General features: G+C 38.9%; 27 protein-coding genes. All 27 read left to right on the top strand.

Annotated features, from left to right (window positions below; all coding sequences use genetic code 11):
- Positions 1-24 precede the first annotated feature (24 nt).
- Complete coding sequence (locus DLJ74_RS17400; RefSeq protein WP_109985424.1) at positions 25-603, top strand: manganese efflux pump MntP; 579 nt, start codon at positions 25-27, stop codon at positions 601-603.
- Between the two features lie 76 nt (positions 604-679).
- Positions 680-1,243 (top strand): low molecular weight protein arginine phosphatase, encoded by a 564-nt coding sequence (locus DLJ74_RS17395; RefSeq protein WP_109985423.1) that lies wholly within the window; start codon positions 680-682, stop codon positions 1,241-1,243.
- 26 nt (positions 1,244-1,269) lie between these two features.
- The gene (locus DLJ74_RS17390; RefSeq protein ID WP_109985422.1) at positions 1,270-2,565 is read left to right on the top strand and encodes a methyl-accepting chemotaxis protein; all 1,296 of its coding nucleotides are present in this window, start codon (positions 1,270-1,272) and stop codon (positions 2,563-2,565) included.
- A 37-nt stretch (positions 2,566-2,602) separates the two neighbouring features.
- Positions 2,603-3,043, top strand: a complete 441-nt coding sequence (gene rpiB / locus DLJ74_RS17385) for a ribose 5-phosphate isomerase B (RefSeq protein WP_054788805.1) — start codon at positions 2,603-2,605, stop codon at positions 3,041-3,043.
- A gap of 24 nt (positions 3,044-3,067) precedes the next feature.
- Positions 3,068-3,610, top strand: coding sequence for a TIGR01440 family protein (locus DLJ74_RS17380; RefSeq protein WP_109985421.1), 543 nt, complete (start codon positions 3,068-3,070; stop codon positions 3,608-3,610).
- A gap of 198 nt (positions 3,611-3,808) precedes the next feature.
- Positions 3,809-5,047 (top strand): serine hydroxymethyltransferase, encoded by a 1,239-nt coding sequence (locus tag DLJ74_RS17375; protein WP_109985420.1) that lies wholly within the window; start codon positions 3,809-3,811, stop codon positions 5,045-5,047.
- Between the two features lie 109 nt (positions 5,048-5,156).
- Positions 5,157-6,062, top strand: a complete 906-nt coding sequence (locus DLJ74_RS17370) for a nuclease-related domain-containing protein (RefSeq protein ID WP_109985419.1) — start codon at positions 5,157-5,159, stop codon at positions 6,060-6,062.
- A 535-nt stretch (positions 6,063-6,597) separates the two neighbouring features.
- Positions 6,598-7,227, top strand: coding sequence for a uracil phosphoribosyltransferase (upp, locus tag DLJ74_RS17365; RefSeq protein WP_054788810.1), 630 nt, complete (start codon positions 6,598-6,600; stop codon positions 7,225-7,227).
- A gap of 24 nt (positions 7,228-7,251) precedes the next feature.
- Positions 7,252-8,391 (top strand): non-hydrolyzing UDP-N-acetylglucosamine 2-epimerase, encoded by a 1,140-nt coding sequence (wecB, locus tag DLJ74_RS17360; protein WP_109985418.1) that lies wholly within the window; start codon positions 7,252-7,254, stop codon positions 8,389-8,391.
- A 95-nt stretch (positions 8,392-8,486) separates the two neighbouring features.
- On the top strand, positions 8,487-10,592 hold the full coding sequence (locus DLJ74_RS17355; RefSeq protein ID WP_109985417.1) for a S8 family serine peptidase: 2,106 nt from the start codon (positions 8,487-8,489) through the stop codon (positions 10,590-10,592).
- Positions 10,593-10,913: 321 nt separating this feature from the next.
- Positions 10,914-11,141, top strand: coding sequence for an AtpZ/AtpI family protein (locus tag DLJ74_RS17350; protein ID WP_054788814.1), 228 nt, complete (start codon positions 10,914-10,916; stop codon positions 11,139-11,141).
- Complete coding sequence (locus DLJ74_RS17345) at positions 11,141-11,509, top strand: ATP synthase subunit I (protein ID WP_054861562.1); 369 nt, start codon at positions 11,141-11,143, stop codon at positions 11,507-11,509. Before DLJ74_RS17350 ends, DLJ74_RS17345 begins: the two co-directional genes overlap by 1 nt.
- A gap of 23 nt (positions 11,510-11,532) precedes the next feature.
- Entirely contained in the window at positions 11,533-12,255 is a 723-nt protein-coding gene (atpB, locus tag DLJ74_RS17340) for a F0F1 ATP synthase subunit A (protein WP_109985503.1), read from the top strand.
- Positions 12,256-12,344: 89 nt separating this feature from the next.
- Positions 12,345-12,551, top strand: coding sequence for a F0F1 ATP synthase subunit C (atpE, locus tag DLJ74_RS17335; protein ID WP_018930781.1), 207 nt, complete (start codon positions 12,345-12,347; stop codon positions 12,549-12,551).
- A 128-nt stretch (positions 12,552-12,679) separates the two neighbouring features.
- Positions 12,680-13,207: a F0F1 ATP synthase subunit B gene (atpF, locus tag DLJ74_RS17330; protein WP_109985416.1), complete on the top strand. Its 528-nt coding sequence runs from the start codon at positions 12,680-12,682 to the stop codon at positions 13,205-13,207.
- Positions 13,204-13,746, top strand: a complete 543-nt coding sequence (locus tag DLJ74_RS17325; RefSeq protein WP_109985415.1) for a F0F1 ATP synthase subunit delta — start codon at positions 13,204-13,206, stop codon at positions 13,744-13,746. Before atpF ends, DLJ74_RS17325 begins: the two co-directional genes overlap by 4 nt.
- A 21-nt stretch (positions 13,747-13,767) precedes the next feature.
- Positions 13,768-15,276 carry a F0F1 ATP synthase subunit alpha gene (atpA, locus tag DLJ74_RS17320; protein WP_109985414.1) on the top strand — a complete coding sequence of 503 codons (1,509 nt, stop codon included), beginning with the start codon at positions 13,768-13,770 and terminating at the stop codon, positions 15,274-15,276.
- A gap of 96 nt (positions 15,277-15,372) precedes the next feature.
- Positions 15,373-16,239, top strand: a complete 867-nt coding sequence (gene atpG / locus DLJ74_RS17315; RefSeq protein ID WP_109985413.1) for an ATP synthase F1 subunit gamma — start codon at positions 15,373-15,375, stop codon at positions 16,237-16,239.
- Positions 16,240-16,322: 83 nt separating this feature from the next.
- Positions 16,323-17,726, top strand: coding sequence for a F0F1 ATP synthase subunit beta (gene atpD / locus DLJ74_RS17310; RefSeq protein WP_054861565.1), 1,404 nt, complete (start codon positions 16,323-16,325; stop codon positions 17,724-17,726).
- 40 nt (positions 17,727-17,766) lie between these two features.
- A complete protein-coding gene (locus DLJ74_RS17305; protein ID WP_054861566.1) occupies positions 17,767-18,165 on the top strand; it encodes a F0F1 ATP synthase subunit epsilon in 399 nt (132 codons plus the stop codon).
- A gap of 517 nt (positions 18,166-18,682) precedes the next feature.
- Positions 18,683-18,919, top strand: coding sequence for a DUF1146 family protein (locus DLJ74_RS17300; RefSeq protein ID WP_425454600.1), 237 nt, complete (start codon positions 18,683-18,685; stop codon positions 18,917-18,919).
- A 75-nt stretch (positions 18,920-18,994) separates the two neighbouring features.
- Positions 18,995-19,696: a YwmB family TATA-box binding protein gene (locus tag DLJ74_RS17295; RefSeq protein ID WP_109985412.1), complete on the top strand. Its 702-nt coding sequence runs from the start codon at positions 18,995-18,997 to the stop codon at positions 19,694-19,696.
- Between the two features lie 35 nt (positions 19,697-19,731).
- On the top strand, positions 19,732-21,033 hold the full coding sequence (gene murA / locus DLJ74_RS17290) for a UDP-N-acetylglucosamine 1-carboxyvinyltransferase (RefSeq protein WP_109985411.1): 1,302 nt from the start codon (positions 19,732-19,734) through the stop codon (positions 21,031-21,033).
- 146 nt (positions 21,034-21,179) lie between these two features.
- Positions 21,180-22,238 carry a stage II sporulation protein D gene (spoIID, locus tag DLJ74_RS17285; protein WP_054861568.1) on the top strand — a complete coding sequence of 353 codons (1,059 nt, stop codon included), beginning with the start codon at positions 21,180-21,182 and terminating at the stop codon, positions 22,236-22,238.
- A 92-nt stretch (positions 22,239-22,330) separates the two neighbouring features.
- Positions 22,331-23,263, top strand: coding sequence for a stage II sporulation protein SpoIIQ (spoIIQ, locus tag DLJ74_RS17280; protein ID WP_109985410.1), 933 nt, complete (start codon positions 22,331-22,333; stop codon positions 23,261-23,263).
- A 215-nt stretch (positions 23,264-23,478) separates the two neighbouring features.
- Positions 23,479-24,510 (top strand): AimR family lysis-lysogeny pheromone receptor, encoded by a 1,032-nt coding sequence (locus DLJ74_RS17275; RefSeq protein WP_109985409.1) that lies wholly within the window; start codon positions 23,479-23,481, stop codon positions 24,508-24,510.
- A gap of 189 nt (positions 24,511-24,699) precedes the next feature.
- A partial coding sequence (locus DLJ74_RS17270) for a hypothetical protein (RefSeq protein ID WP_219987238.1) occupies positions 24,700-24,957 on the top strand: 258 nt, incomplete at its 3' end.

Raw genomic sequence — 24,957 nt, 5'->3', positions numbered from 1 at the left:
CGCATATGCATAGGTGAAAGAAGCATGTCCGAAGAAGGGGGCACATTAATTGTGACGATACTACCAGTAGGAGAAGTTTTATCGATTATTTTCATGGCATTTGCGCTCGGAATGGATGCCTTTTCAGTAGGGTTAGCAATTGGTATGCAAGAAATTCGTTTGAAAAGAATTTTTACGATCGGTTTAACGGTTGGCATATTTCACATTGTCATGCCATTTATCGGGTTATTACTCGGTACGATGATCTCCACACAAATTGAAGGGATTGCGATATTAGCGGCAGGGCTTTTATTATGTGGTATAGGGTTTCAAATGGTTTTACAAACCTTTCAAAAAAGGGAAAGTAATATTCTCGCACCAAGTGGATTGGGGCTATTCGTATTTGCATTTACCGTTAGTCTGGATAGTTTTTCTGTCGGATTGTCCTTAGGTTTATCTGGACTAGCTACAGCCCTAGCGATTACTTTGTTCGGTATTTTTAGTACAGTATTAACATGGACTGCTTTATTAATTGGTCGTAGAACCCATCACTTATTAGGAACATATAGTGAAATCCTAGGGGGAAGTATTCTGTTTGGTTTCGGCTTACACATATTATTTTAACAACTTCTCATCTTTTCCAAAAATATGATATAGTGAAACTGATTGGACATTGTAGCAATGGAGGATCAAGTAAAACATGAAAATATTATTTGTTTGTACAGGGAATACATGTAGAAGTCCGATGGCAGAAGCCATTCTTAAGGATATTTCCGATTATGAAGTGAAGTCTGCCGGGCTAATGGCAATAGATGGATATCCAGCATCACCAGAAACGATCCAAGTATTAAATGAAAAAGGGATTAAGCATCAACACCAGTCATCTCAAATAACATCGGAATTGCTTGATTGGGCAGATCTTGTATTAACCATGACAGTCGTTCATCGTGATAGCTTGAAGCAACAGTTTCCGGAGCATGCTCCCTCTATTTTTACATTAAAGGAATATGTGGATCCTGAAATAGAAGTAGCTTGGAAAAAGCTTACGAAGGCATATGCCTCCTTAGAAGAGGCCAAATGCCAAAAGGATACAGCGAAACAAAAGGAACTAATCGACGAAATAAATAGCTGGGAAAAGAAGATGCAGGATCTCGATATTTCAGATCCTTTTGGTTCAAATGTCACAACCTATAAAAAAACTTATGATGAACTAGCAATTTATCTTGCAAAATTAGTAAAAAAGTTGCAAAATAGTAGTAGTTAAATAGTCATAAATAGGGGTGTGGCAGTATGGGGAAAAAAGGCGGGAAAAGTCTACGTTTTAAATTAGTGATATTTACTACTCTATTAGCAATTATTACTTATTCAACAAGTGCTTTATTCATCTACTTTTTGCAAGGATTCATCAACGAATTTGTGGAGATACCAGAATCATGGTACGTGTTAGGAATATTACTATTAGGTATTATTTGGTCAGGTATCTTAGCATTCGCAGCAGGTGGTTTTATTACACGACCATTAGTCACATTGAAAAATGCTGCGACTAAAGTAGCAGAAGGAGACTTGCAGCATGAAATGGACACAACAGATGCAAAGGATGACGAAATCGGTGCATTGACAATCGCTTTTCAAAAAATGGTCACTCAGTTAAAGTCTGTTTTGACAGATATTGATGAGCATGCAACAGAAACGATTGATTCTGTCCAAAACATGAAAAAGGCAGCTTCACGTTCGAAGCTACACTCTGAAGCTTTGGAACAAACGATTAGTCAAATATCCTCAGGTGCTGAGGAAACCTCTGAAGCTATTCAAGAAACGGCGCAATCTGTAGATCATTCCACAAGGCTAGCTAGTCAAGTGGATGAAAAGGCAGGAGACTCTCAGCAGAAATCGAACGCAATGGTTCAACAGCTTCAAGAATCGAATCAAATTATCAATGGTCTAATCACAGGCATTCTTCAAATAGCCGAAAATCAAGAAATTGCTTTACAGGACGTTCATCGCTTACAACAGAAAGCAAAAGAAGTAGAGAATGTTATTTCTCTCGTTGGCGACATTAGTGAACAGACCAATTTATTGGCTTTAAATGCATCGATTGAGGCATCACGTGCTGGGGAAGAAGGCAAAGGCTTTGCGGTAGTTGCCGAGGAAGTGCGAAAATTGGCAGATCAAAGCTCACAGGCCGTACAGAGCATTTCTGATTTGATCAAGGATATGCAAAGTGATGTAAAAGGTGTCGTGAATGCCATGCAAAAACAAGTGGAAGAAACAAGAAACGAAATGACAAAAGGGGAGCAAACAACGGCTGTAATCGATGAGATGTCTGGTTCTGTTCTTAATGTTGCTGAATCTATAAAGGAAATTTCTACTCTAGTGGATGATCAATTGAAGGAAATGGAATCTACGCAGGCAAAATCGCAAAATGTAGCAGCAATTGCAGAGGAAACCTCGGCAGGATCAGAGGAAATGAGAGCAACGATAGAGGAGCAAGCTGATTTTGCTGAAAATCTTGAGAGCTTAGCGATAAATTTAGAAAAACAAGCACAAAACTTGAAAAATCAGATCGGGCAATTTAAGCTAAGCTAAACAATACTTTTTTTTACAAGAGGGAGTTTGGTATCGCATGAAGGTCATTTTAGCATCAGACCATGGTGGAATCCATTTATCAAAGGAAATCGCTTCATTATTGGAAGAATTGAATATTGAATATGAAGATATTGGATGCAACTGTGCCGATTCTGTTGATTACCCTGATTATGGAATTCCAGCAGCAGAACGAGTAGCAAGCGGAGAATTTGATCGTGGTATTCTTATTTGTGGAACAGGAATTGGCATGTCGATTGCTGCGAATAAGGTAAAAGGTGTTCGTGCGGCATTAGTGCATGATGTTTTTAGTGCAAAGGCAACTCGAGAGCATAATGATTCCAATATGATTACGATGGGAGAGCGCGTGATCGGTCCAGGACTTGCTCGTGAAATTGTTAAAACATGGATCGGAACAGATTTCCAAGGTGGTCGCCATGCGAATCGAATTGGCAAAGTCACAGAGTACGAAAATCAATAAAGCGTATAGGAAGTGAAGCACAGCATGCAGCTTGATCAATGGGCTCAAGATATACGTGAAATCCTGGCAGAGTGGAGAGAGTCTAAGATCTTACAGCCAGGAGATGTTTTTCTGGTTGGTTGTTCCACAAGTGAAGTGGCGGGAGAACGGATTGGAACTTCAGGCAGTGAAGAAATAGCGGAAATGATTTTTCGGGAATTACAATTTTTCAAGGAACAAACTGGTATTCACTTAGCTTTTCAATGCTGTGAGCATTTAAATCGTGCCATCGTTATCGAAAAAGAAGTGATGCAGAAACATAATTTAGGTCAGGTCTCCGTCGTGCCAGTGAGGACCGCTGGAGGGTCTATGGCAGCATATGCGTATAAGCATCTTCCTGATGCTGTAGTGGTGGAGCATATTCAAGCAGATGCGGGTATGGATATTGGTGAGACGATGATTGGCATGCATTTAAAGCATGTAGCGGTACCACTCAGATTTAAACAGCGATATATAGGACGTGCAAGGGTAAATCAAGCAATGACAAGGCCGAAGTTAATCGGAGGCCCAAGAGCAAAATACGAATGAAATATTTTAAAAACATGCGCCTTTAAAGTAAATCACGAATAAAGGTGCGTGTTTTGTTCAATTTATTCGTAAAAGGACTAGAAATAATTCACAAATAATGTTATTTTAGAAATAGATTTAGGTAAAAACGAATGTTTCTGCGAGATATCTTCGTTAAGAATCATCTGATAACCAAAACGGATTTAGGGGGAGCAAACGATGGAGCATCTTAAAAACTTTGATCCAGAACTTTTCCAATCGATGGAAGATGAAAGAAAGCGACAAAATGACAAAATTGAATTGATCGCATCAGAGAACTTTGTATCTGAAGCAGTAATGGAGGCGCAAGGTTCTGTACTAACGAATAAATATGCCGAAGGATATCCTGGTAAACGTTACTACGGTGGCTGTGAGCATGTGGATGTAGCAGAGGATCTTGCGCGTAATCGTGCCAAAGAATTATTTGGTGCAGAGCATGTTAATGTTCAGCCACATTCAGGTGCACAGGCGAATATGGCTGTCTATTTTACCATCCTAGAGCCAGGAGATACAGTACTTGGAATGAATTTAAGTCATGGTGGACACCTTACACACGGAAGTCCTGTAAATTTCAGTGGAAAGCTGTTTAACTTTGAGGAATATGGTGTGGATAAGGAGTCAGAGCAAATTGATTATGAGGAAGTTTTGGCTAAAGCAAAAGAAGTCAATCCGAAATTGATCGTAGCAGGTGCTAGTGCCTATCCACGACAAATTGATTTTCAAAAATTCCGTGAAATTGCCGATGCAGTCGATGCCTATCTTATGGTAGACATGGCGCACATTGCAGGTTTAGTGGCAGGTGGATTGCATCCAGACCCAGTTCCTCATGCCCATTTTGTGACAACTACCACACATAAGACGTTACGCGGCCCTCGTGGTGGAATGATTTTATGTAAAGAAGAATTCGCCAAGCAAATTGATAAAACCGTTTTTCCTGGTATGCAAGGCGGCCCTTTAATGCACGTGATTGCAGCTAAAGCTGTTGCATTGAAGGAAGCATTACAACCTTCTTTTAAAGAATATGGTGAAAATATTATCAAAAATGCGAAACGATTCGGTGAAGTATTACGTTCAGAAGGAATTCGCACGGTTTCAGATGGAACGGACAACCATTTATTACTATTAGATGTTCGTGGTCTTGATCTAACTGGTAAGGATGCAGAAAAAGCATTAGACGATGTAGGCATTACAACGAACAAAAACACCATACCATTCGATCCAGAGAGCCCATTTGTCACAAGTGGTGTACGTGTTGGTACTGCTGCAGTTACAAGCCGCGGTTTCCGTGAGGCGGAGATGGAAGAGGTAGCTAAAATCATCGCACTTACTTTAAAAAATACAAAAGATGAAAAAGTCCAAGAAGAAGCAAGAGAAAGAGTGCAAGCATTAACCGCAAAATTCCCTCTTTATCAAAGATAATGAATAAGACCCTTGTCATGATGGCAGGGGTTTTTATATGCCTTTGCTTGACTTTCGGGCTATGCTTCGTTTAAACTCCATGTAAATAATAATAGAAAGGTTGTGGAAAATGATTATTAAAGAAAGAGAAGAACCTGATGAGCTGCGAATATTTTCCTCTCTCCATCGACGTCGAAGCTTATCAGAAAAAGAAAAGAAATATTTTAAAAGCATGCAAAAAGGCTATACTGGAGAAAAGCATTTTGACTCCCTCATGAAACAGCTCACCTGTCCTCACTATCTCTTAAACGACTTACGCTTCAAACATCATAACCATTTTTTTCAAATCGATGCGATCCTGCTACTAGCAAATGAAATTTATTTATTCGAAATAAAAAACTTTGAAGGAGAATTTTACTATGATTCTGAAAAGCTGCAGATGAAAAAACAAATAGAAGTAAGTGATCCCCTACTGCAGCTCCAGAAAAGTGAGTCATTACTCCGACAACTCCTCCAATCCCATCACTATAATATTCGCATCCAAGGCTTTGTTGTTTTTGTTCATCCGGAATTTACCCTATATCAAGCGCCTTTAAATAAACCCATCATCCTGCCAACTCAGATCAATCAGTTTATCCGGCAACTAAACAAAATGACATCCCCTTTAAAGAGACAATCAGATAACGTCGCACAATTTTTAAAAACTATGCATATTGAGAAACCACCAATAACTAATATTCCTCCCTATACATTCGATCAGTTCCATAAAGGTATACCTTGCATCAACTGTCATGCTTTTTCCCTTTCTGTAATAGGTCATCACTGTATTTGCAAAAATTGTGGAACAAAGGAATCCATTGAAAAGGCAGTTATGCGGAATGTAAAAGAATTCAAGCTACTTTTTCCAAAAGAGCAAGTTAGAACCACGATGATCCAAGAGTGGTGTGATCTCATTATATCAAAGCAAAGAATCCAGAGAATTCTAGGTAAAAATTTCCATAAAGAAAGTGACAAGCAATGGGCTTATTATAAATGAAAAGGAATATAAAGCGTATTTCAATCAAGGTTATTAAGCCCCAACTGAGTTTTATCCGCCATATAAAATGCATTTCAATTGAGGCATCAAGCCAACCTGAGGTTTATCTGCCTTATAAAATGCATCTCAATCGAGGCATCAAGCCCAACTGAGTTTTATCCGCCATATAAAATGCATCTCAATCGAGGCATCAAGCCCAACTGAGTTTTATCCGCTCTATAAAATGCATTTCAATCGAGGCATCGAGCCAACCTGAAGTTTATCCGCCTTATAAAATGCATTTCAATTGATACCTCAAGTCAACCTGAGGTTTATCCTCCCAATTAAGCGCATTTCAATCAAGCCATCACCCAATCTGAGGTACATCCATCGCTTTACAAAGCGGATTTTAACCCAAAAATCAAATGCAATCATCTCCCGCTCGCTCTCTACCTCAAAGAATTTCTTGTTTTACTTGAAAGCATCTGCTTTTTTCAGTACAATTTGAAGGATGAACAGTTTACAGTTGTCAAACCAAAAAAGGAGAGATCAGTATATGAGCAATGTATTTGTATTGGATCATCCGCTTATTCAACACAAGCTGACGTACATACGTAATAAAAATACTGGAACAAAAGAATTTCGTGCATTAGTAGATGAAGTTTCAGCCCTTATGGCATTTGAAATAACAAGAGATTTACCCTTAGAGGAAAAAACGATAGAAACCCCTGTTACAGAAGCAGTTACGAAAGTGATTAGTGGGAAGAAAATTGGCCTTGTCCCGATTTTAAGAGCTGGCTTAGGAATGGTGGACGGAATGCTTCGTCTTATTCCAGCAGCAAAAGTTGGACATGTTGGTTTGTATCGTGATCCAGAAACATTGCAGCCAGTCGAATATTATGTGAAGCTCCCGACAGATATTGAGGAACGTGATTTTATTGTGATAGACCCAATGCTTGCTACAGGAGGATCAGCAAATGATGCGATTCATTCACTTAAAAAGCGTGGAGCTACAAATATTAAGCTGATGTGTCTAATTGCGGCACCTGAAGGAGTAGAAGTCATTCAAAAGGAACATCCAGATGTCGATATATATTTAGCGGCACTTGACGAAAGACTAGACGAAAAAGGTTATATTATCCCAGGTCTTGGAGACGCGGGAGATCGTCTTTTTGGCACAAAATAACATATAAAAAGGAGTATCATAAAAATGTCAAAGCCAATTAAAGTGATGTCTATTTTCGGAACGAGACCAGAAGCAATCAAGATGGCACCACTTGTATTAGAATTACAAAAACGTCCTGAACAATTTGAGTCGATTGTAACGGTAACAGCACAGCACCGCGAAATGTTGGACCAAGTGCTTGATATTTTTCAAGTAACCCCAGATCATGATTTAAATATTATGAAAGCAAGACAAACATTAGCGCAGATTACGACAAGAGCACTAGAAGGGCTAGATCAAGTGATGCAAGAAACGAAGCCTGATATCGTGCTTGTTCACGGAGATACTACGACAACCTTTGCTGCATCACTGGCTGCCTACTATAATCAAATTGCAGTTGGACATGTGGAGGCAGGTTTAAGGACATGGGACAAGTACTCCCCATATCCAGAAGAAATGAACCGTCAACTAACAGGCGTTATGGCAGATCTTCATTTCTCACCAACGACAAAATCAAAGCAAAACCTCTTAAATGAAAATAAAAAAGAAGATACTATTTTCATTACTGGTAATACAGCAATTGATGCATTATCTACTACAGTAAGCGAGGATTATACACATCCTGTATTGGAACAAGTGGGAAGTAAGCGTCTCGTTCTCATGACCGCACACCGTCGTGAGAATTTAGGTCAAAATATGCAACAAATGTTCCGTGCCATTAAACGATTAGTGGATGAGCACGAAGATATCCATGTTGTTTATCCTGTTCACTTAAACCCTGTTGTACAAGAAACGGCAAAAGAAATTCTAGGCGATGATCCACGCATTTCGCTAATTGAGCCATTAGGTGTGGTTGATTTCCATAACTTTGCTTCAAGAGCACACCTTATCCTAACCGATTCAGGCGGGGTACAAGAGGAAGCTCCATCCTTAGGAGTGCCAGTACTTGTACTAAGAGATACAACAGAACGCCCAGAGGGTATTGAGGCAGGCACATTAAAACTTGCCGGAACAGAAGAGGATAACATATTTAACCTTGCACATGAGCTCCTATCAGACGAAGAGGCCCACCGCAAAATGGCACGTGCTTCTAATCCATATGGAGACGGAAAAGCATCTGAGCGAATAGCTGATGCGATCCGCTACTTTTTCAATCAAACAACAGAAAAGCCAAAACCATTCTAAAGTCCCGATTTTTTCGGGGCTTTTTCTAATGGAAAAAAACATCATAGAATTGTTATTTATGTACACACTAGTGGTACATAAGGAGTTGGCGTGACATGATTTGGTGGTTATTAATGACATTGATAGTACAACCTGAGCAACAAGAGCAATCATTTATCATCGAAGTAGAGGATAATCCACATGAGATTGCTGAGGAAATGGAAACCTATTACCCACGAGTAGAGATACTACATATTTATGACACGATTTTTAATGGTATTGCGATTAAGGCAGATAATCGTACGTTAAAAAAACTGAAAAACAGAGGGCTATTTAAACAAAGCTATCCAGTTCAAAAATATCAAGCGCTGGAAACAAAGGAAACGATTAATCAAAGTGTCCCTTTTCTTCTACCAGAAAACCTACCATATACAGGTGATGGTGTAAAAGTCGGGGTGATTGACACAGGCATTGACTACACCCATCCCGATCTCCGAAAAAGCTATAAGGGTGGCTATGATCTCGTTGATTTCGATCAAGATCCGATGGAAACAACAGAAGAACAGGGCATACCTACCTTGCACGGAACCCATGTAGCCGGAATTATTGCAGCAAATGGAGAAATGAAAGGAGTTGCGCCAGAAGCTGAACTATATGGATATCGTGCATTAGGCCCAGGTGGAACTGGGACCTCCGTACAAGTAATGGCAGCAATTGAGCAAGCAGTAGAAGATAAGATGGACATCATTAACCTATCTTTAGGTAACACCATTAATGGACCTGATTGGCCAACATCGATAGCGGTTAACCGTGCCACGGAACAAGGTGTTACCGTTGTAATTGCCAATGGTAACACAGGGCCAGACCCATGGACAGTTGGATCGCCTGCAACAGCCGATAGTGTCATTGCCGTTGGTGCCTCTACACCACAAATCGAGCATCCCTACTTATACGATCGTTTTTTAGAAAAAAAAATAGAGCTTTGGCCAATGCAAGGTGCGCCTCCTTGGGCATTGGAGCGAGATCTACGTATAGCTCACGAGGATAGAGCAAAAGACAAATTACCGATGGATAGCATTTTAATCGTCGACCGTGGAAAACAACCTTTCACAAAACTAGCCATAGAAGCTGAAAAAAGGGGAGCAAAAGCATTATTAATTGCTAATAATGAGGAAGAAAGCTTTCAAGGAGCGATCGAAGCAGAGATAAGTATTCCGGTTGCTGGTATTTCCAAGGAAACAGGTGAATGGTTGAAGAATGCCCATGGCTCTTATTTGGAAATCAAGCATGAAAAAATTCAAGATACCGTAACAGATTTTAGTTCAAGAGGACCCGTGACAGTCAATTGGGCAATAAAGCCAGAGGTAGTGGCACCTGGTGCAAGCATCATGAGTACTGTACCAAATGGCTATCAAAGTCTTAATGGGACAAGTATGGCCGCCCCTCATGTAGCAGGAATATTAGCATTGTTAAAAGAAGCACATCCAGATTGGACACCTCAACAGTTGAAAGCAGCCTTATTAACCACAGCTGATCCACTAGAAAGCTTTCTTCCAACAGAGCAAGGAGCGGGAAAGGTTGATATAGGTGAAGCAATTAATACAGATACATTACTATATCACTCCTTTGTCCAGCTTGGGAAAAGTGGTGCTATCCTTGAACGAAGCAGCCATTCCATGATAGTGGAGAATATAGGAGATCAGCCTATCAGCTATAGCTTTCAACAGCCAAAGCTATCACAGGATTTGCGTTTTCATTTGCCTAGCTCCTTTACATTACAGCCAGGGGAAAAGAAAGAGATCGAAATAGAAGCAATACTTCAAGCAAAGCAGCAGGCAGAACCTTTCCTGCAAGGTTATCTTTATCTCAATGATCATCCGATACCTTACTTGTATGTGACCGAAGCAGCTGATGTTCCGATGGCAATGGGACTTGAATTCTACTTAGAACCATTTGATGGTCAGTATCACTATCAGTTGTACATGGTAGAGGATGCAGAAAGTGTGACGGTTGATTTATATGATGACAAAACATTTGCATTTAAAGAAACCATTTTACAGTTAAACGACCAGTCAAAAGGAGTGGTCGAAGGTAGCTTAAAGAAAGATAGGATACCAGCTAAAGGGAGCTATGTGGCAAATATCACGGTGATCACGACAAATGGAGAAAAATATCAATACCAAACACCAATTCTGATAGAAGATACACTCCGTCAAGAATAAGCAACTTGATGGAGTGTATATCATTTAATCTTTCGAATTGCGAAATAATTGTCACAAATTGTTCGAAAACAATAAAAAAATAGCTCAGATTTGAATATTCGAGGATTTTGGACAAAATACTCGTATCTTGTCCGTATATTCTGAGATTTTGTCTTGAAAATGGATTGACAATAATCGTGCCCTATTGTATGCTATTTGATGGTAGATGATAAGGTTTGCATAACTGTGACAAATTTTTCTATATATAGGAATTTTTCCGCGAAGTCAACCTTTTTACCCTATACATAATTTTTGTATACGTGAAATATGGAGTGATGCAGTTTGACATCACCAGGGAGTAAAAGACCATTACAAGGCTTAGCGATCACAAGCGCCATCCTATCACAATTGGCTGGTGGTCCATTAATTGGATTGTGGCTTGGTAGCTGGCTAGATCGGTATTTTACAACAAAACCACTCTTTTTAATCATCGGTCTACTTTTAGGTCTAGGAGCCGGTTTATACGGAACTATTCATTACGTAAGAGAAATAACGGGAGACGAAGAATAATGGATCAATACAAAAAAATGATAACCCGTCAACGTAAATGGATGTTCTACCTTCTTGCACTTTTCGTACTAGGCTGGGGTTTTACCTCCTATACTAGTATCTTCCTCGGACTTCTCCTAGGAACAACATTGAGTTTTTATAACCTTTGGTTGATGCAAAGGAAAGTGGAACGATTCGGTCGTGCCGCAGCAGATGGCGGTAGAGTAAATGGAATCGGGACATTTACCAGACTTGCAACCGCAGCATTAGCAGTTCTCATTGCAATGCGATTCGAAGAACATTTCCATTTTTTATCTGTAATTATTGGATTAATAACAGCCTATGTTGTTATTATGATAGATTTTGCTCTATTTAGAAAACAAGACTAGCACAAGGAAGTGAGGTGAAGCAATTGGATCACGAATCACCGATGTTATACGATCTATGGGGAATTCCATGGTTAGACTTTAACCTAGCAACGGTTTTGATGACATTTATCACCTGTGTCATAGTTTTCTTTATTTGCTTTTTTGCATCAAGAAGATTGCAAATGAAGCCTAAAGGATTTCAGAACTTTATGGAATGGATTATCGATTTTGTTAAAGGCATTATCGGGGATACCATGGATTGGAAAACAGGAAAGGTATTTTTACCACTAGGATTAACATTAATTGTTTTTCTTTTTATAAGTAATATTTTAGGTGTTATCACCATGGTAACATTTGGACACACATTATGGTGGAAGTCACCAACCTCAGATGCAACCTTAACCCTATCCTTATCAACAATGGTTATTTTGTTAACACACTATTACGGGATAAAGGTAAAAGGTTTCAAAGAGTATACAAAAGATTATGTCAGACCAGTACCTTTTTTATTACCATTTAAAATCATTGAAGAGTTCACTAATACTCTTACATTAGGTCTACGTCTTTTCGGTAATATTTTCGCTGGTGAAATCTTATTATCTCTTATTACTAAAATGGCAATGATAGCAATTCCTGCCTTTGCCTTCTCTATTATTCCAATGTTGGCTTGGCAAGGATTTAGTTTATTTATTGGAGCAATCCAAGCATTTATTTTCACAATGTTAACAATGGTCTATATGTCTCACAAAGTGAGTTCAGATCATTAATATAATTCCTACTATCAACTACCATTCATCATAATTGATAGTACAAAAAATAAAGCAATAGTTATATATCTTAAAGGAGGAAATAGAATATGGGAGCTTTAGCAGCTGCAATAGCAATTGGTTTAGCGGCACTTGGTGCTGGTTTAGGTAACGGTATGATCGTAAGTCGTACAGTAGAAGGGATTGCACGTCAGCCAGAATTAAGAGGTGCACTTCAAACAACGATGTTTATCGGGGTAGCGTTAGTAGAGGCGATTCCTATTTTCGCCGTTGTAATTGCCTTTATGGTAATGTAATTCATACTTATAACCTGATAGAATGGCGAAGTTCGTCTTAGACAATCTTCGCCATTCCTTTGTAAGTAAGTATTGACAATGATAGAACATAGGATAGATACGATTAATTGTTGGAAGGAGTGAACACTGTGCAAGAACTAGCTAGTGGACTCATCATCAACGCATCCATAGGTGGTTTTCATGGTGGAACAATTTTGTTCTCCCTTTTAAGCTTTGCGATTCTACTTATCCTGCTTAAAAAATTTGCCTGGGGTCCTTTAATGGACAAGATGGAAGAGCGTGAAAATTATATCGCAAATGAAATAGATACTGCTGAGAAGAATCGCGAAATTGCGGAAAAAGCGGCAAAAGAAGCGAATGAGCAGTTAAGTGCAACTCGTAAAGAGGCACAACAAATCATTGAAGAAGCGAAAAAAGCAGGTCAAGAGCAAGAACAGGCAATTATCCAAGCGGCACAAGAGGCTGCGGCGCGATTGAAGCAATCAGCAGAAGAGGATATTGCACGTGAAAAAGAAAAAGCAATTGAAGCATTACAGGCACAGGTGGCTACATTATCTGTCCAGATTGCTACAAAAGTAATTGAAAAAGAAATCAACAAGGAAGACCAAGAACAATTGATCAGTGACTACATTAAAGAGGTAGGAGAAGAGCGATGAGTAAAGCAAATGTAGCAAAGCGTTATGCAGAAGCTCTATTCCAAATTGGTGTAGAAAAACAAACGATTGATTTTCTTGATACAGAATTAGCAACAGTGAGAGAAGTTTTCGAAACCAATAAAAAGCTTCTTCCATTTCTACAACATCCAAAAGTAGATCATGCTAAAAAGCAAGCACTACTGAAAGAAGCGTTCACAGGCTTTTCGGAGGATGTATTACATACACTTTCGTTACTTGTTGATCGCCACAATGTGTCGATTATTCCCGAGGTAGCACTTCAATTCACGAAGCTTGCAAATGAATCAAAGGGAATGAAAGAAGCCATTGTCTACTCTGTTCGCCCTCTTCAAGAAGAGGAAAAACAAGAGCTTGAAACAACCTTTAAGAAGAAATTAAATGTGAAAGCATTGAAAATAACGAATCAAGTGGATGAATCAATCATCGGTGGTGTCAAGATAAAAGTAGGCAACACGATTTATGATGGTACGATTAAAGGAAAGCTTGATCGATTAGAACGTAAAATAGCAAATGCAAATTAAGGACGATAGGGGTGAATTGGCATGAGCATTAAAGCTGAAGAAATCAGTGCACTGATTAAGCAGCAGATTGAAAGCTATGATTCAGACATCGAAGTAAGTGATGTCGGTACAGTTATCGAGATCGGTGACGGTATCGCTCGTGCACACGGGCTAGATAACGTAATGTCTGGTGAGCTAGTAGAGTTTTCAAACGGTGTCATGGGTATGGCACAGAACTTAGAAGAATCAAATGTTGGGATTGTAATCCTTGGACCATACACAGGTATTCGAGAAGGTGACGAGGTTCGTCGTACTGGTCGTATTATGGAAGTGCCAGTAGGAGAGGAACTAATCGGCCGCGTTGTCAATCCATTGGGACAACCAATCGATGGCAAAGGTACGATTGAAACAACAAAAACTCGTCCAATTGAATCACCAGCACCAGGTGTAATGGATCGTAAATCAGTTGATGAGCCATTACAAACAGGTATTAAAGCAATTGACGCTCTTGTGCCAATTGGTCGTGGTCAACGTGAGTTAATCATTGGGGATCGCCAAACTGGTAAAACAACTGTAGCTGTTGATACTATTCTAAACCAAGCTGATCAAGATATGATCTGTATCTATGTGGCAATTGGCCAAAAGGACTCTACCGTTCGTGGAACAGTAGAAGTTCTCCGTAAGCATGGTGCATTAGATTATACGATTGTCGTATCAGCTGGAGCAAGTGAACCTGCACCATTACAGTACTTAGCGCCATATGCTGGGGTGTCTATGGGGGAAGAGTTCATGTACAACGGAAAGCATGTACTCGTCGTATATGATGATTTATCTAAGCAAGCGAACGCATATCGTGAGCTTTCCCTATTATTACGCCGCCCGCCAGGACGTGAAGCATTCCCAGGGGATGTATTCTACTTACACTCTCGTTTATTGGAGCGTGCAGCGAAGCTTAGTGATGCAAAAGGTGGAGGTTCATTAACAGCACTTCCATTCGTAGAAACACAAGCAGGCGATATTTCTGCCTATATTCCTACAAACGTAATCTCTATTACAGATGGGCAAATTTTCTTGCAATCAGATTTATTCTTCTCTGGTGTAAGACCAGCGATCAACCCAGGTTTATCCGTATCGCGTGTTGGGGGATCTGCCCAAATTAAAGCAATGAGAAAAGTTGCGGGTACACTTCGTCTAGACCTTGCGTCATTCCGTGAGCTTGAATCATTTGCACAGTTCGGTTCAGATCTTGATAAAGCAACACAAGCAAAATTAAACCGTGGTGCTCGTACTGTAGAAGTGCTCAAACAAGGATTACACAAACCACTTGTTGCTGAAAAGCAAGTAATGATCCTTTATGCATTAACAAAAGGTTTCCTAGATGATATCCCTGTGGAGGACATCACTCGTTTTGAGGAAGAGTTCCTAAACTGGATGGACAAAAACAAAAAAGAATTGCTTAATACAATTAAAGAAACTGGTGCATTAGCCGATGAAGGCGAAATGGGTAATGCAATTGAAGAATTCAAAAAACAATTTATTGTTTCTGAATAAGTCGTATCAACTTAATCTGTCTGCCTTTGTCTAGGCAAAGTGCAGACCTTCATGAAATGATCGTCAATCTCAAGTAAGAAAGGACGGTGACATGTAGTGGCATCACTTAGAGATATAAAAACACGAATTACTTCTACACAAAAAACGAAGCAAATCACAAAAGCAATGCATATGGTATCAGCATCGAAACTGAGTAAGGCAGAGGAATTTGCCAAAGCTTTTGATCCATATAGCAACAAGATCAAAGAAGTAGTAACAAGTATTGCTGGAAGTGGGCAGGATGCGGATCATCCGATGCTCCAAACACGTGAAGTAAAGAAAACAGCTTATTTTGTTATTGCTTCTGATCGTGGGCTTGCTGGTGCATTTAATAGTGGAGTACTTCGTAAAGTGTATCGTACGATTCAAGATCGCCATCAATCAAATGATGAATTTGCAGTGATTGTTGTTGGACGAATGGCACGTGATTTCTTCCAAAAACGTGGAATCCCAATTTTACATGAGATCACTGGATTATCGGATCAACCAAACTTTGCTGATGTAAAAGATCTTACTTCTGAAACAGTACAACTGTTTATTGATGGTGAAATTGATGAGTTAGTGATTTTCTACAATCACTTTGTCAGTGCAATATCACAAGAGGTTACATCTAAAAAACTTCTTCCACTTACTGACTTACAAGATGAAGCAAGTGGTAGTAGTAAGAGTATGTATGAATATGAACCAAATCAACAAGAGATCTTAAATGTGCTGTTACCACAATATGCTGAAAGCTTAATATTTGGTGCATTACTTGATAGTAAAGCAAGTGAACATGCTGCACGTATGACAGCAATGCAAAATGCGACTGATAACGCGGATGAGCTTATTTCTGATTTGTCTTTACAGTATAACCGTGCAAGACAGGCAGCCATTACACAAGAAATCACCGAAATTGTGAGTGGAGCAGCAGCATTAGAGTAGAAAATGGAGAGTGCAAATAGTTAGGCTAGCACTAAAGAGTTTAAGTGAGAATGAGATTGAAATAGTAGTTAGGAGGGAAATCGATGGCAAAGGGACGCGTTATTGAAATCAAGGGACCAGTCGTTGACGTTAAATTCGACGATGGACACCTCCCGGAAATATACAATGCGTTAAAGGTACAGTACCAAATACAAGGCGAATCACAAGAATTGACGCTTGAGGTAGCACTTCACCTTGGTGATGATTCTGTTCGTACTATTGCGATGTCATCTACAGAAGGATTACAGCGTGGAGCAGAGGTTATTGATACAAATGCAGCAATCTCTGTACCAGTTGGTGATGTGACATTAGGGCGTGTATTTAACGTATTAGGTGAAAAAATTGACTTAGACGAAGAATTAGGTACTGACATTCGTCGTGATCCAATCCATCGTCAATCACCAAAATTTGATGATTTAGCAACAGATACAGAAATCTTAGAAACAGGAATTAAAGTAGTAGACCTTTTAGCGCCATATATTAAAGGTGGTAAAATCGGTTTGTTTGGTGGTGCCGGTGTTGGAAAAACGGTTCTTATTCAAGAGCTAATTAACAACATTGCACAAGAGCATGGTGGTATTTCCGTGTTTGCCGGTGTTGGAGAGCGAACTCGTGAAGGAAATGACCTCTATTATGAAATGAAGGACTCTGGTGTTATTTCCAAAACAGCGATGGTGTTCGGTCAAATGAACGAGCCACCCGGAGCGCGTATGCGTGTAGCATTAACAGGTCTTACCATGGCTGAGTACTTCCGTGATGAACAAGGTCAAGACGTGCTTTTATTTATTGACAACATTTTCCGTTTTACACAAGCTGGTTCAGAGGTATCGGCATTACTTGGTCGTATGCCATCTGCAGTTGGTTACCAACCAACACTAGCAACGGAAATGGGTCAGTTACAAGAGCGTATCACATCTACTAATAAAGGTTCTGTTACATCTATTCAAGCGATTTATGTACCTGCCGATGACTATACAGATCCGGCACCTGCGACAACCTTCGCCCACCTAGATGCAACAACTAACCTTGATCGTAAATTGTCAGAGCAAGGTATTTACCCAGCGGTGGATCCACTTGCTTCAACATCTCGTGCCCTTGACCCTGCAGTTGTAGGTGAAGAGCACTATGAGGTAGCACGTGAAGTACAACGTACACTACAAAAATATAAAGAGCTTCAAGATATTATTGCAATTCTAGGTATGGATGAGCTTTCAGATGAGGATAAATTGACAGTAGCTCGTGCTCGTCGTATTCAATTCTTCTTATCTCAAAACTTCCACGTTGCAGAGCAGTTTACTGGTCAACCAGGTTCTTATGTTCCTGTAAAAGAAACGGTACAAGGCTTTAAAGAAATTCTAGAAGGTAAATATGATGATCTTCCAGAAGATGCTTTCCGTTTAGTTGGCCGTATCGAAGAGGTAGTTGAAAAAGCGAAGCAAATGGCTTAATAGCCAATATGTTTCAATTCCAGCCTGAGGAGGGGTTCTGTTGAATACACTAACAGTAAGTGTTGTTACTCCAGATGGCCCTGTTCTGGAAGATACATTTGAGATGGTTAGCTGTAAAGCTGAAAGTGGTGAACTTGGTATTTTACCTGGTCACATTCCACTCGTTGCTCCATTATCCATTAGTGGTGTTCGCCTAAAAGGTCCAAACCCAGAACGCATTGCAGTAAGTGGTGGGTTTCTAGAGGTTCGCCCTGATAAGGTAACAATTCTGGCACAATCAGCGGAACGTCCTGAGGACATAGACATTGAACGTGCCCGAGCCGCTAAGGAACGAGCAGAACGACGCTTACAAGCTAAACAAGATGAAATTGATTTCAGAAGGGCAGAACTAGCACTAAAACGTGCTATGAATCGATTAGACATTGCTGAAAATAGATAAGTTACCACAAGAGACTTCGCCATTAAGGAGAAGTCTCTTGTTTCTTCTTTATAGCAATGGAAAATTATTATTATATATCTTGGTAACATGATGAACCTAGAGCAAGATCACCTAGAAAAAAGGATATATCTAGGAATAGCACGTTCCCTGAACAAGATAACCAAGATAAATAGGTAATGCCACGATCACCAGCTAATCTTTAACACTCCAATAACCTACAACAAAGTATTTTATAGAACTAAATAACCATACAACTCAGAGTCAAAAGAACTGGTCACCAAGTATCCCAACAGAATAATAGAAGATTTGTCAAAAATAAAATTATATCGGCGATAAAGCTACAAATTTCATTTCGAATACCCCCAACTCGCCAACATACCTAAACAATTCTCAAAATAGTCTCCAATAGACAATAAATTTCCCGGGAAATAGCGAAATTTCTTCTAAAATGAGAAAAGCATCGAACAATAGAATATGATAGAATAGTCTTCAGAATAATGAAAAAGAGGGATAATGAATGATAGAACAAACACTAGCTCAAAATGGTTTAGTAAGTATAATCTCACACTTGATTTTTATCGTCATTACATGGCAAGTCGTACAGTCCTTAAACTTTGATGAACTATTTCGAAAAAACAAAGTATTTGAGGCGAGGATCCTTATCATTTTTCTCACGATCGCCATTGGATCCACTGTCAGCAATTTCTTCTTAGATTTCTTGAATTGGTCTCAACAGTTAATCTATTTATTTTAAGAGAATTGTCGAACAAAAAATAGTTTAATAGCTTCATTTCCTGCTAACACTTGTAATAAAAAAGGAGTGCGGGAAATGAAGCGTTTTTTATTAGGTGGAATCATATTAATATTAACCGTTATAATATGGCAAGAGGTAGAAGCTATCAGTATAGAGAGTAGTCAGCAGCAATTAGAAGAGATGTTAAACATTGCAGAGGAAAATGATTTTCAATTAGATAAATGGGAAGTCGTCGTAAGAGAGAACCTTCTCATAGAGAATGTAGATAATGTCATCCAAGGTTTAGGTGATTTTGAAATTGGGAAAACACAAATAGATGGCGTCACTAAATATAGGGGCGACCGTCATAGTTCTGCTAATATTGTCGAATCTTTATTAATAGTGCGAACTTCAGGGAAGGAATATCAGGTCATTTATAAAATATCATCATCCGATTATTCTGAAGAAGTAAAGAAAACATATTTGCGTAAATTAGACGAAATGACGGAGAAATTATTCACTGAAAATGCACAATATTTTACTTGTCTTGAGGCTGTCAAAAATGGTATGATTGATATTGTTTGTTTAATAGAAAAAATCGCAGAAACTTTAAATTTAACCATATATGATCAGCTTAAAGACAACAAATTTCAAACTTGGACTGGGTATACACCAAAATGGGAGCAATCCATCTCGATTGATGACAACGAAATAAATACTCATATTGCAGTGACAAAAGGATCGAATAATCAATCGACTCTCATCATAGGAACACCTATCCTAATTACTGAATATTAATAATAATGAATATGGACTACAGAGGAGAATGAGCCTTGGAAAAAATCATCGTCCGTGGCGGGAGGCAGTTACATGGCACTGTGAAAGTTGAAGGTGCGAAGAATGCTGTATTGCCTGTCATCGCTGCTAGTATAATTGCAAGTGAAGGAAAAAGTATAATCCATGACGTACCTGCGTTAGCAGATGTTTATACAATTAATCAAGTGTTAACCCATATGCATGTTGATGTACAATATGAAAATAATACAGTAACAGTAGATGCAACAAATGATTTATTGACAGAAGCTCCGTTTGAATATGTGCGAAAAATGCGTGCATCTGTACTTGTTTTAGGTCCATTATTAGCTAGATATGGACACGCAAAAGTAGCATTACCTGGAGGTTGTGCTATTGGTTCACGCCCAATTGATCTTCACCTAAAAGGCTTCGAAGCAATGGGAGCAGATGTACATGTTGGGAATGGTTTCGTCGAAGTAACTACAAATGGTAGGTTGAAAGGTGCAAAGATTTACCTAGATATGCCAAGTGTTGGGGCTACAGAAAATATTATGATGGCTGCGGCATTAGCGAGTGGAAGAACAACCATTGAAAATGCGGCAAAAGAACCAGAAATAGTAGATTTAGCTAATTACTTGAACAAAATGGGGGCAAAAATTATTGGTGCCGGAACAGAAACGATAAAAGTCGATGGTGTTCGTAAGCTGAGAGGGGCAGAACACACAATTATTCCAGACCGTATAGAAGCAGGAACATTCATGGTGGCAGCTGCCATTACTGGTGGAAATGTTTTAATTGAAAAGGCAGAAATTGATCATCTCCGTTCCCTTGTGTCAAAAATGGAGGAAATGGGAGTTCGTTTTATTGAGGAGCCAAATGGCCTGCGGGTAATTGGACCTAAAAAATTGAAAGCTACGGATATTAAGACATTGCCACATCCAGGATTTCCAACTGATATGCAGTCACAAATGATGGCATTGATGCTAAATGCAACTGGAACTAGTGTTATTACAGAAACAGTATTCGAAAATCGTTTTATGCATGTAGAAGAATTTAGAAGAATGAATGCTAAGCTGAAGATAGAAGGGCGAAGTGTGATCGTAGAAGGGCCTGTCAATCTTCAAGGTGCTGAGGTTGCCGCCACCGATTTGCGTGCAGGAGCTGCGCTTATCTTAGCTGGTTTAGTAGCAGATGGATATACTAGAGTAACTTCTTTACAGCATATCGATAGAGGATATGTAAATATTACAGATAAATTTGCTGGATTAGGAGCAGATATTGAAAGAGTTCGGGAGATTCCTGTACAAAATATATCGATGAAGAGAGTAGAAGTACAATAATTAACAAAGAGGACAGTTCATAGCTTGTCCTCTTTTTCTATCTCAAAAAATCTCTATTAGAAAAAATATAACTTGTACCATGTTCTAATCTTTTATCAACAGAATATAAATAGAGTAGTGGAATGAAAGATTAGAGGAGGTCATACATGCCAAAGTTTAAGAAAAATCCATCAATCAATTGGAAGCTACCTACCATCATTTTCACAGCAACACTACTTTTCATTATGTTTCTCATTCCATCCATTATTGTCGTTCCATTTAAGGAAGACAATAAGGCAACACAAGCATCCATCGAGACAGCTGTAACTAAAGAAACAAAGAAAGCTGTAGAATCACTAGAATCTCCATTCCAAGTTAATGTATTCCGAACAGAAGAGAACGAAGTGGAAGAAATTCCTTTAGAGGAATATGTCATTAACGTTGTAGCTTCAGAAATGCCGGCAGAATTTGAGCTAGAGGCCTTAAAGGCACAAGCACTAGCGGCAAGAACTTACATTGTGCGTTTTTTGAAGCAAGGCACAGATGAAGGTCTACCAGCTGATGCAGATGTTACAGACACCGTTCAACACCAAGTATATAAAAATAATGATGAATTGCGTCAAATTTGGGGAACAGATTACCATTGGAAAATGGAGAAAATTACAGAGGCGGTCGCTGCGACACAAGGAGAAATTATCACCTATGAAAAGGAACCGATTACTCCAGCATTTTTCTCTACAAGTAATGGCTACACCGAAGACTCTGAAAATTATTGGCAAAATGCCTTGCCGTATCTAAGAACAGTGGAAAGCCCTTGGGATGAGGAATTATCACCAAAGTTTTTAGATCAAACGGTACTAACCGTTGCTCAAGTAGAACAAAAGCTTGGAGTAAATTTATCAAATCAGGTGCAAGATTTTCAAATTACGCGTACAGATAGTAAACGAGTCGATCAAGCCACCATTGGCGGGAAAACATTTACAGGTAGAGAAATAAGAGAAAAGCTCGCCCTTCCATCTAACGATTTTACGATCACGAAGAAAAATGACCATTATGTTTTTACCACAAAAGGCTACGGCCATGGTGTTGGTATGAGTCAATACGGAGCGAATGGAATGGCGAAAGAAGGAAAAAACTATCAGGATATTATTACGTATTATTATCAAGGAACAACTATTCAACCATTAGAGCAAGCTGCTCCGACATTGCTTGCTAAATCCGAATAAGATAGAAGCGAAATAGATTTCTAAAAAAAATTTATAGATTGATGTATAAATTTTCCTCCATTTGATCACAATGGTTGCTGAGGTGATGAATTATGGAGGAAAACAAGAACGTTTCAAAAAAGAGTTGGAAACGTATCTTCAAAAAAAGATGGTTCTTTCCTGCACTTTATTTAACCGTTGCTGCACTGCTACTTTCGGGGGTCTTATGGTATCAAAATGTAACCAATCAAGTACCTGATTTAGCAGAGAACATGGAGGATCAGCTAAATGGAGATCTCGATAAGGATCAAGAGGATGCTGAATCTGTGATGCAGCAACAAGAAGTCTTGAAGATGCCAGTAGCAGAAGACTTGCAAACTGAAATTGTCACAAAATTCTATGATTATGGAGCAGATGCTGAGGAACAAGAGAAAGCATTGATTTCACATCAAAACAAATATTATCAGAGCGATGGTATCGACATCTCCACAGAAGACAATCAAGCGTTTGATGTAATGGCTGCTCTATCAGGAACAGTAGCGGAAATCAAGCAAGACCCGCTATTAGGGAATGTTGTGAAAATGGAGCATAAGCAAGGAGTTACCACTTATTATGCTAGTTTAGGTGAAGTGTTAGTAGAAGAAGGAACCGAGCTAAAGCAAGGCCAAACACTTGGAACAGCAGGTCAAAATAGTCTTGGCCAGGATAATGGTGTCCATTTACACTTTGAAGTACGCAAAGACAATGAACCTGTAAATCCAGAAACTTATATTAATCAACCGATTAATAGAATTGTTGCACCTGAATCTTCCGATGAGGATAGCGACTCAGCAGAAGGTGAAGAGCAAGAAGATAAGGAAACAACAGAGAACTCTGAACCAGAAGGCAATGAGTCTGATGATGCGGAGCAAGGTGAAGAAGGATCATCAGAGGATTCGGAACAAGAGGATGGCGAGTCCACTGATAAAACGGAAGAAGATGAAAGTAATAGTGAAGAAGATTCACAGAATAAAAGTGAATCTTCCAGATCGATGGGACAAGCGTAAAGAGAAAAGAGAGAAAGCTTTGAAGGCTTTCTCTTTTTTGTTTTTCCAGTCTTTTCCCCAATTGTCACAGTTAGCTGTCGCACGGGATAGAGCACTGACCATTTTTTGCTTTTTTTGTCGATAGTCGTGGTGATTTGACGAACGATTTTCCTCTAAAACCTATTGCATAATTCCTCGAATGTGAAATAATTGATAATTGTGAAAGGAGTAGGAAAATGCATACAGAAAAAACTTATACAGGGATTATTGAAAAATATCTAGAATCAGATACTGTACTAGGTCTCCATCAATTTATTACTATGATTAGTTTGGATCAAGATGAAGCAAGAATGATTGAATTAGTGAAGGAATTTTGCATGAAGTCTTCATCGCCATTAAATGATCGACTTGCTCTTGAATATTTCTATGTCAATAAATGTAACAAAGAGCTTGCCTATTTTATTGAAAAGAATAAAAATAGTGAAAGTAGTTTAAATCAACAAACCGCTATTTTATATGAATTAATGATAGATATTCAGGAAAGAAATGCTGTCCATGCTATTCGGTCTGTCGCAAAAAATCTAAACTATGATACACCAGAGCTACAATGTTTACACTATTTCTTAAACATCGAGCTAGATATGTCTGTTTACTACTATGACAAAATCGGCTATTACTTAAACAAAATACAGCCATTACTTCACAAGATTGACAACCCGCTTCTCGTTCAATTTTTTCATATTCGGATACAGCTTTTGCTTTTTACGTACTATTGGAAAAAAAATGAGTTAATTCTCGCTAGAAAGCACGCCTATGAAGCATTACATATGCCGAATCATTTAAGACAAAAAGCAGAGTTACACATCTCGTTATCCCTAAGCTATATCTATGAAGACTTTGAATCATGCATCTATCACCTCGAGGAAGCAAAATATATTGCTCAACTACTTCAAGATAAAAGAATTCTACATAAAATCTCAACAAGAACTTACCCATTTATTTGTGCACATTTTGGTAAAGTCGAAAATGTTACAACCAACGATCCAGTGGAGGGTGCTCATATTGAAATTGCCAAAGGAAATAAGAAACGAGCAAAACAGCTATTAGAACTAGCAGAAACCTCCACACCATTTACACAATACTATCTAGGATTAATCACAAATAAACAACATCATTTTATTAATTCCTATCAAGAATTTATGAGAAAAAGGAGTGATTATTTCTTCGCAAAATTACCAATGCAAGCCTGTGAAATGTTTGGAATATGAGAATTTCTTAAAAGGAGTAGAGATAATGAGAGAAGGTCTACTATTAGAGAAAAAAATAAAAAACATAGATCCAGACTTCGGAGATATTGGTTAGATGTAAGAAGGGAGATAAGTTCACAGAGACTTATCTCCTTTTACATATTTGGAAGCATTTCAACAGCCGATCATTAATCGAAGGCCACTCATAAAATGAATAAAGCCCAAAATTCGGAAGCCACGCATCAAAATGGCACTTATCAAGCGGCTAAAGCCCAAAATGGAAGAGTCTGTCCTCAAAATGGCACTTATCAAGCGGCTAAAGCCCAAAATAGAAGAATCTGTCCTCAAAATGGCACTTATCAAGCGGCTAAAGCCCAAAATAGAAGAGTCTGTCCTCAAAATGGCACTTATCAAGCGGCTAAAGCCCAAAATGGAAGAGTCTGTCCTCAAAATGGCACTTATCAAGCG

This window comes from Gracilibacillus dipsosauri (assembly GCF_003176895.1).
Taxonomy (GTDB): Bacteria; Bacillota; Bacilli; order Bacillales; family Amphibacillaceae; genus Gracilibacillus; species Gracilibacillus dipsosauri.
The sequence above is the reverse complement of the archived record's forward strand: the minus strand, read 5'-3'. Positions and strand labels throughout refer to the sequence as shown.

What these genes read in the sequence shown, in the direction of transcription:
- upp (WP_054788810.1), top strand. Translation starts at nt 6,598, where the DNA reads ATGAGCAATGTATTTGTATTGGATCATCCGCTTATTCAACACAAGCTG.
- DLJ74_RS17375 (WP_109985420.1), top strand. Translation starts at nt 3,809, where the DNA reads ATGGAGCATCTTAAAAACTTTGATCCAGAACTTTTCCAATCGATGGAA.
- atpD (WP_054861565.1), top strand. Translation starts at nt 16,323, where the DNA reads ATGGCAAAGGGACGCGTTATTGAAATCAAGGGACCAGTCGTTGACGTT.
- DLJ74_RS17345 (WP_054861562.1), top strand. Translation starts at nt 11,141, where the DNA reads ATGGATCAATACAAAAAAATGATAACCCGTCAACGTAAATGGATGTTC.
- DLJ74_RS17395 (WP_109985423.1), top strand. Translation starts at nt 680, where the DNA reads ATGAAAATATTATTTGTTTGTACAGGGAATACATGTAGAAGTCCGATG.
- DLJ74_RS17295 (WP_109985412.1), top strand. Translation starts at nt 18,995, where the DNA reads ATGAAGCGTTTTTTATTAGGTGGAATCATATTAATATTAACCGTTATA.
- DLJ74_RS17400 (WP_109985424.1), top strand. Translation starts at nt 25, where the DNA reads ATGTCCGAAGAAGGGGGCACATTAATTGTGACGATACTACCAGTAGGA.
- rpiB (WP_054788805.1), top strand. Translation starts at nt 2,603, where the DNA reads ATGAAGGTCATTTTAGCATCAGACCATGGTGGAATCCATTTATCAAAG.
- atpA (WP_109985414.1), top strand. Translation starts at nt 13,768, where the DNA reads ATGAGCATTAAAGCTGAAGAAATCAGTGCACTGATTAAGCAGCAGATT.
- spoIID (WP_054861568.1), top strand. Translation starts at nt 21,180, where the DNA reads ATGCCAAAGTTTAAGAAAAATCCATCAATCAATTGGAAGCTACCTACC.
- DLJ74_RS17355 (WP_109985417.1), top strand. Translation starts at nt 8,487, where the DNA reads ATGATTTGGTGGTTATTAATGACATTGATAGTACAACCTGAGCAACAA.
- DLJ74_RS17300 (WP_425454600.1), top strand. Translation starts at nt 18,683, where the DNA reads ATGATAGAACAAACACTAGCTCAAAATGGTTTAGTAAGTATAATCTCA.
- DLJ74_RS17390 (WP_109985422.1), top strand. Translation starts at nt 1,270, where the DNA reads ATGGGGAAAAAAGGCGGGAAAAGTCTACGTTTTAAATTAGTGATATTT.
- DLJ74_RS17380 (WP_109985421.1), top strand. Translation starts at nt 3,068, where the DNA reads ATGCAGCTTGATCAATGGGCTCAAGATATACGTGAAATCCTGGCAGAG.
- DLJ74_RS17325 (WP_109985415.1), top strand. Translation starts at nt 13,204, where the DNA reads ATGAGTAAAGCAAATGTAGCAAAGCGTTATGCAGAAGCTCTATTCCAA.
- DLJ74_RS17275 (WP_109985409.1), top strand. Translation starts at nt 23,479, where the DNA reads ATGCATACAGAAAAAACTTATACAGGGATTATTGAAAAATATCTAGAA.
- DLJ74_RS17370 (WP_109985419.1), top strand. Translation starts at nt 5,157, where the DNA reads ATGATTATTAAAGAAAGAGAAGAACCTGATGAGCTGCGAATATTTTCC.
- atpE (WP_018930781.1), top strand. Translation starts at nt 12,345, where the DNA reads ATGGGAGCTTTAGCAGCTGCAATAGCAATTGGTTTAGCGGCACTTGGT.
- wecB (WP_109985418.1), top strand. Translation starts at nt 7,252, where the DNA reads ATGTCAAAGCCAATTAAAGTGATGTCTATTTTCGGAACGAGACCAGAA.
- spoIIQ (WP_109985410.1), top strand. Translation starts at nt 22,331, where the DNA reads ATGGAGGAAAACAAGAACGTTTCAAAAAAGAGTTGGAAACGTATCTTC.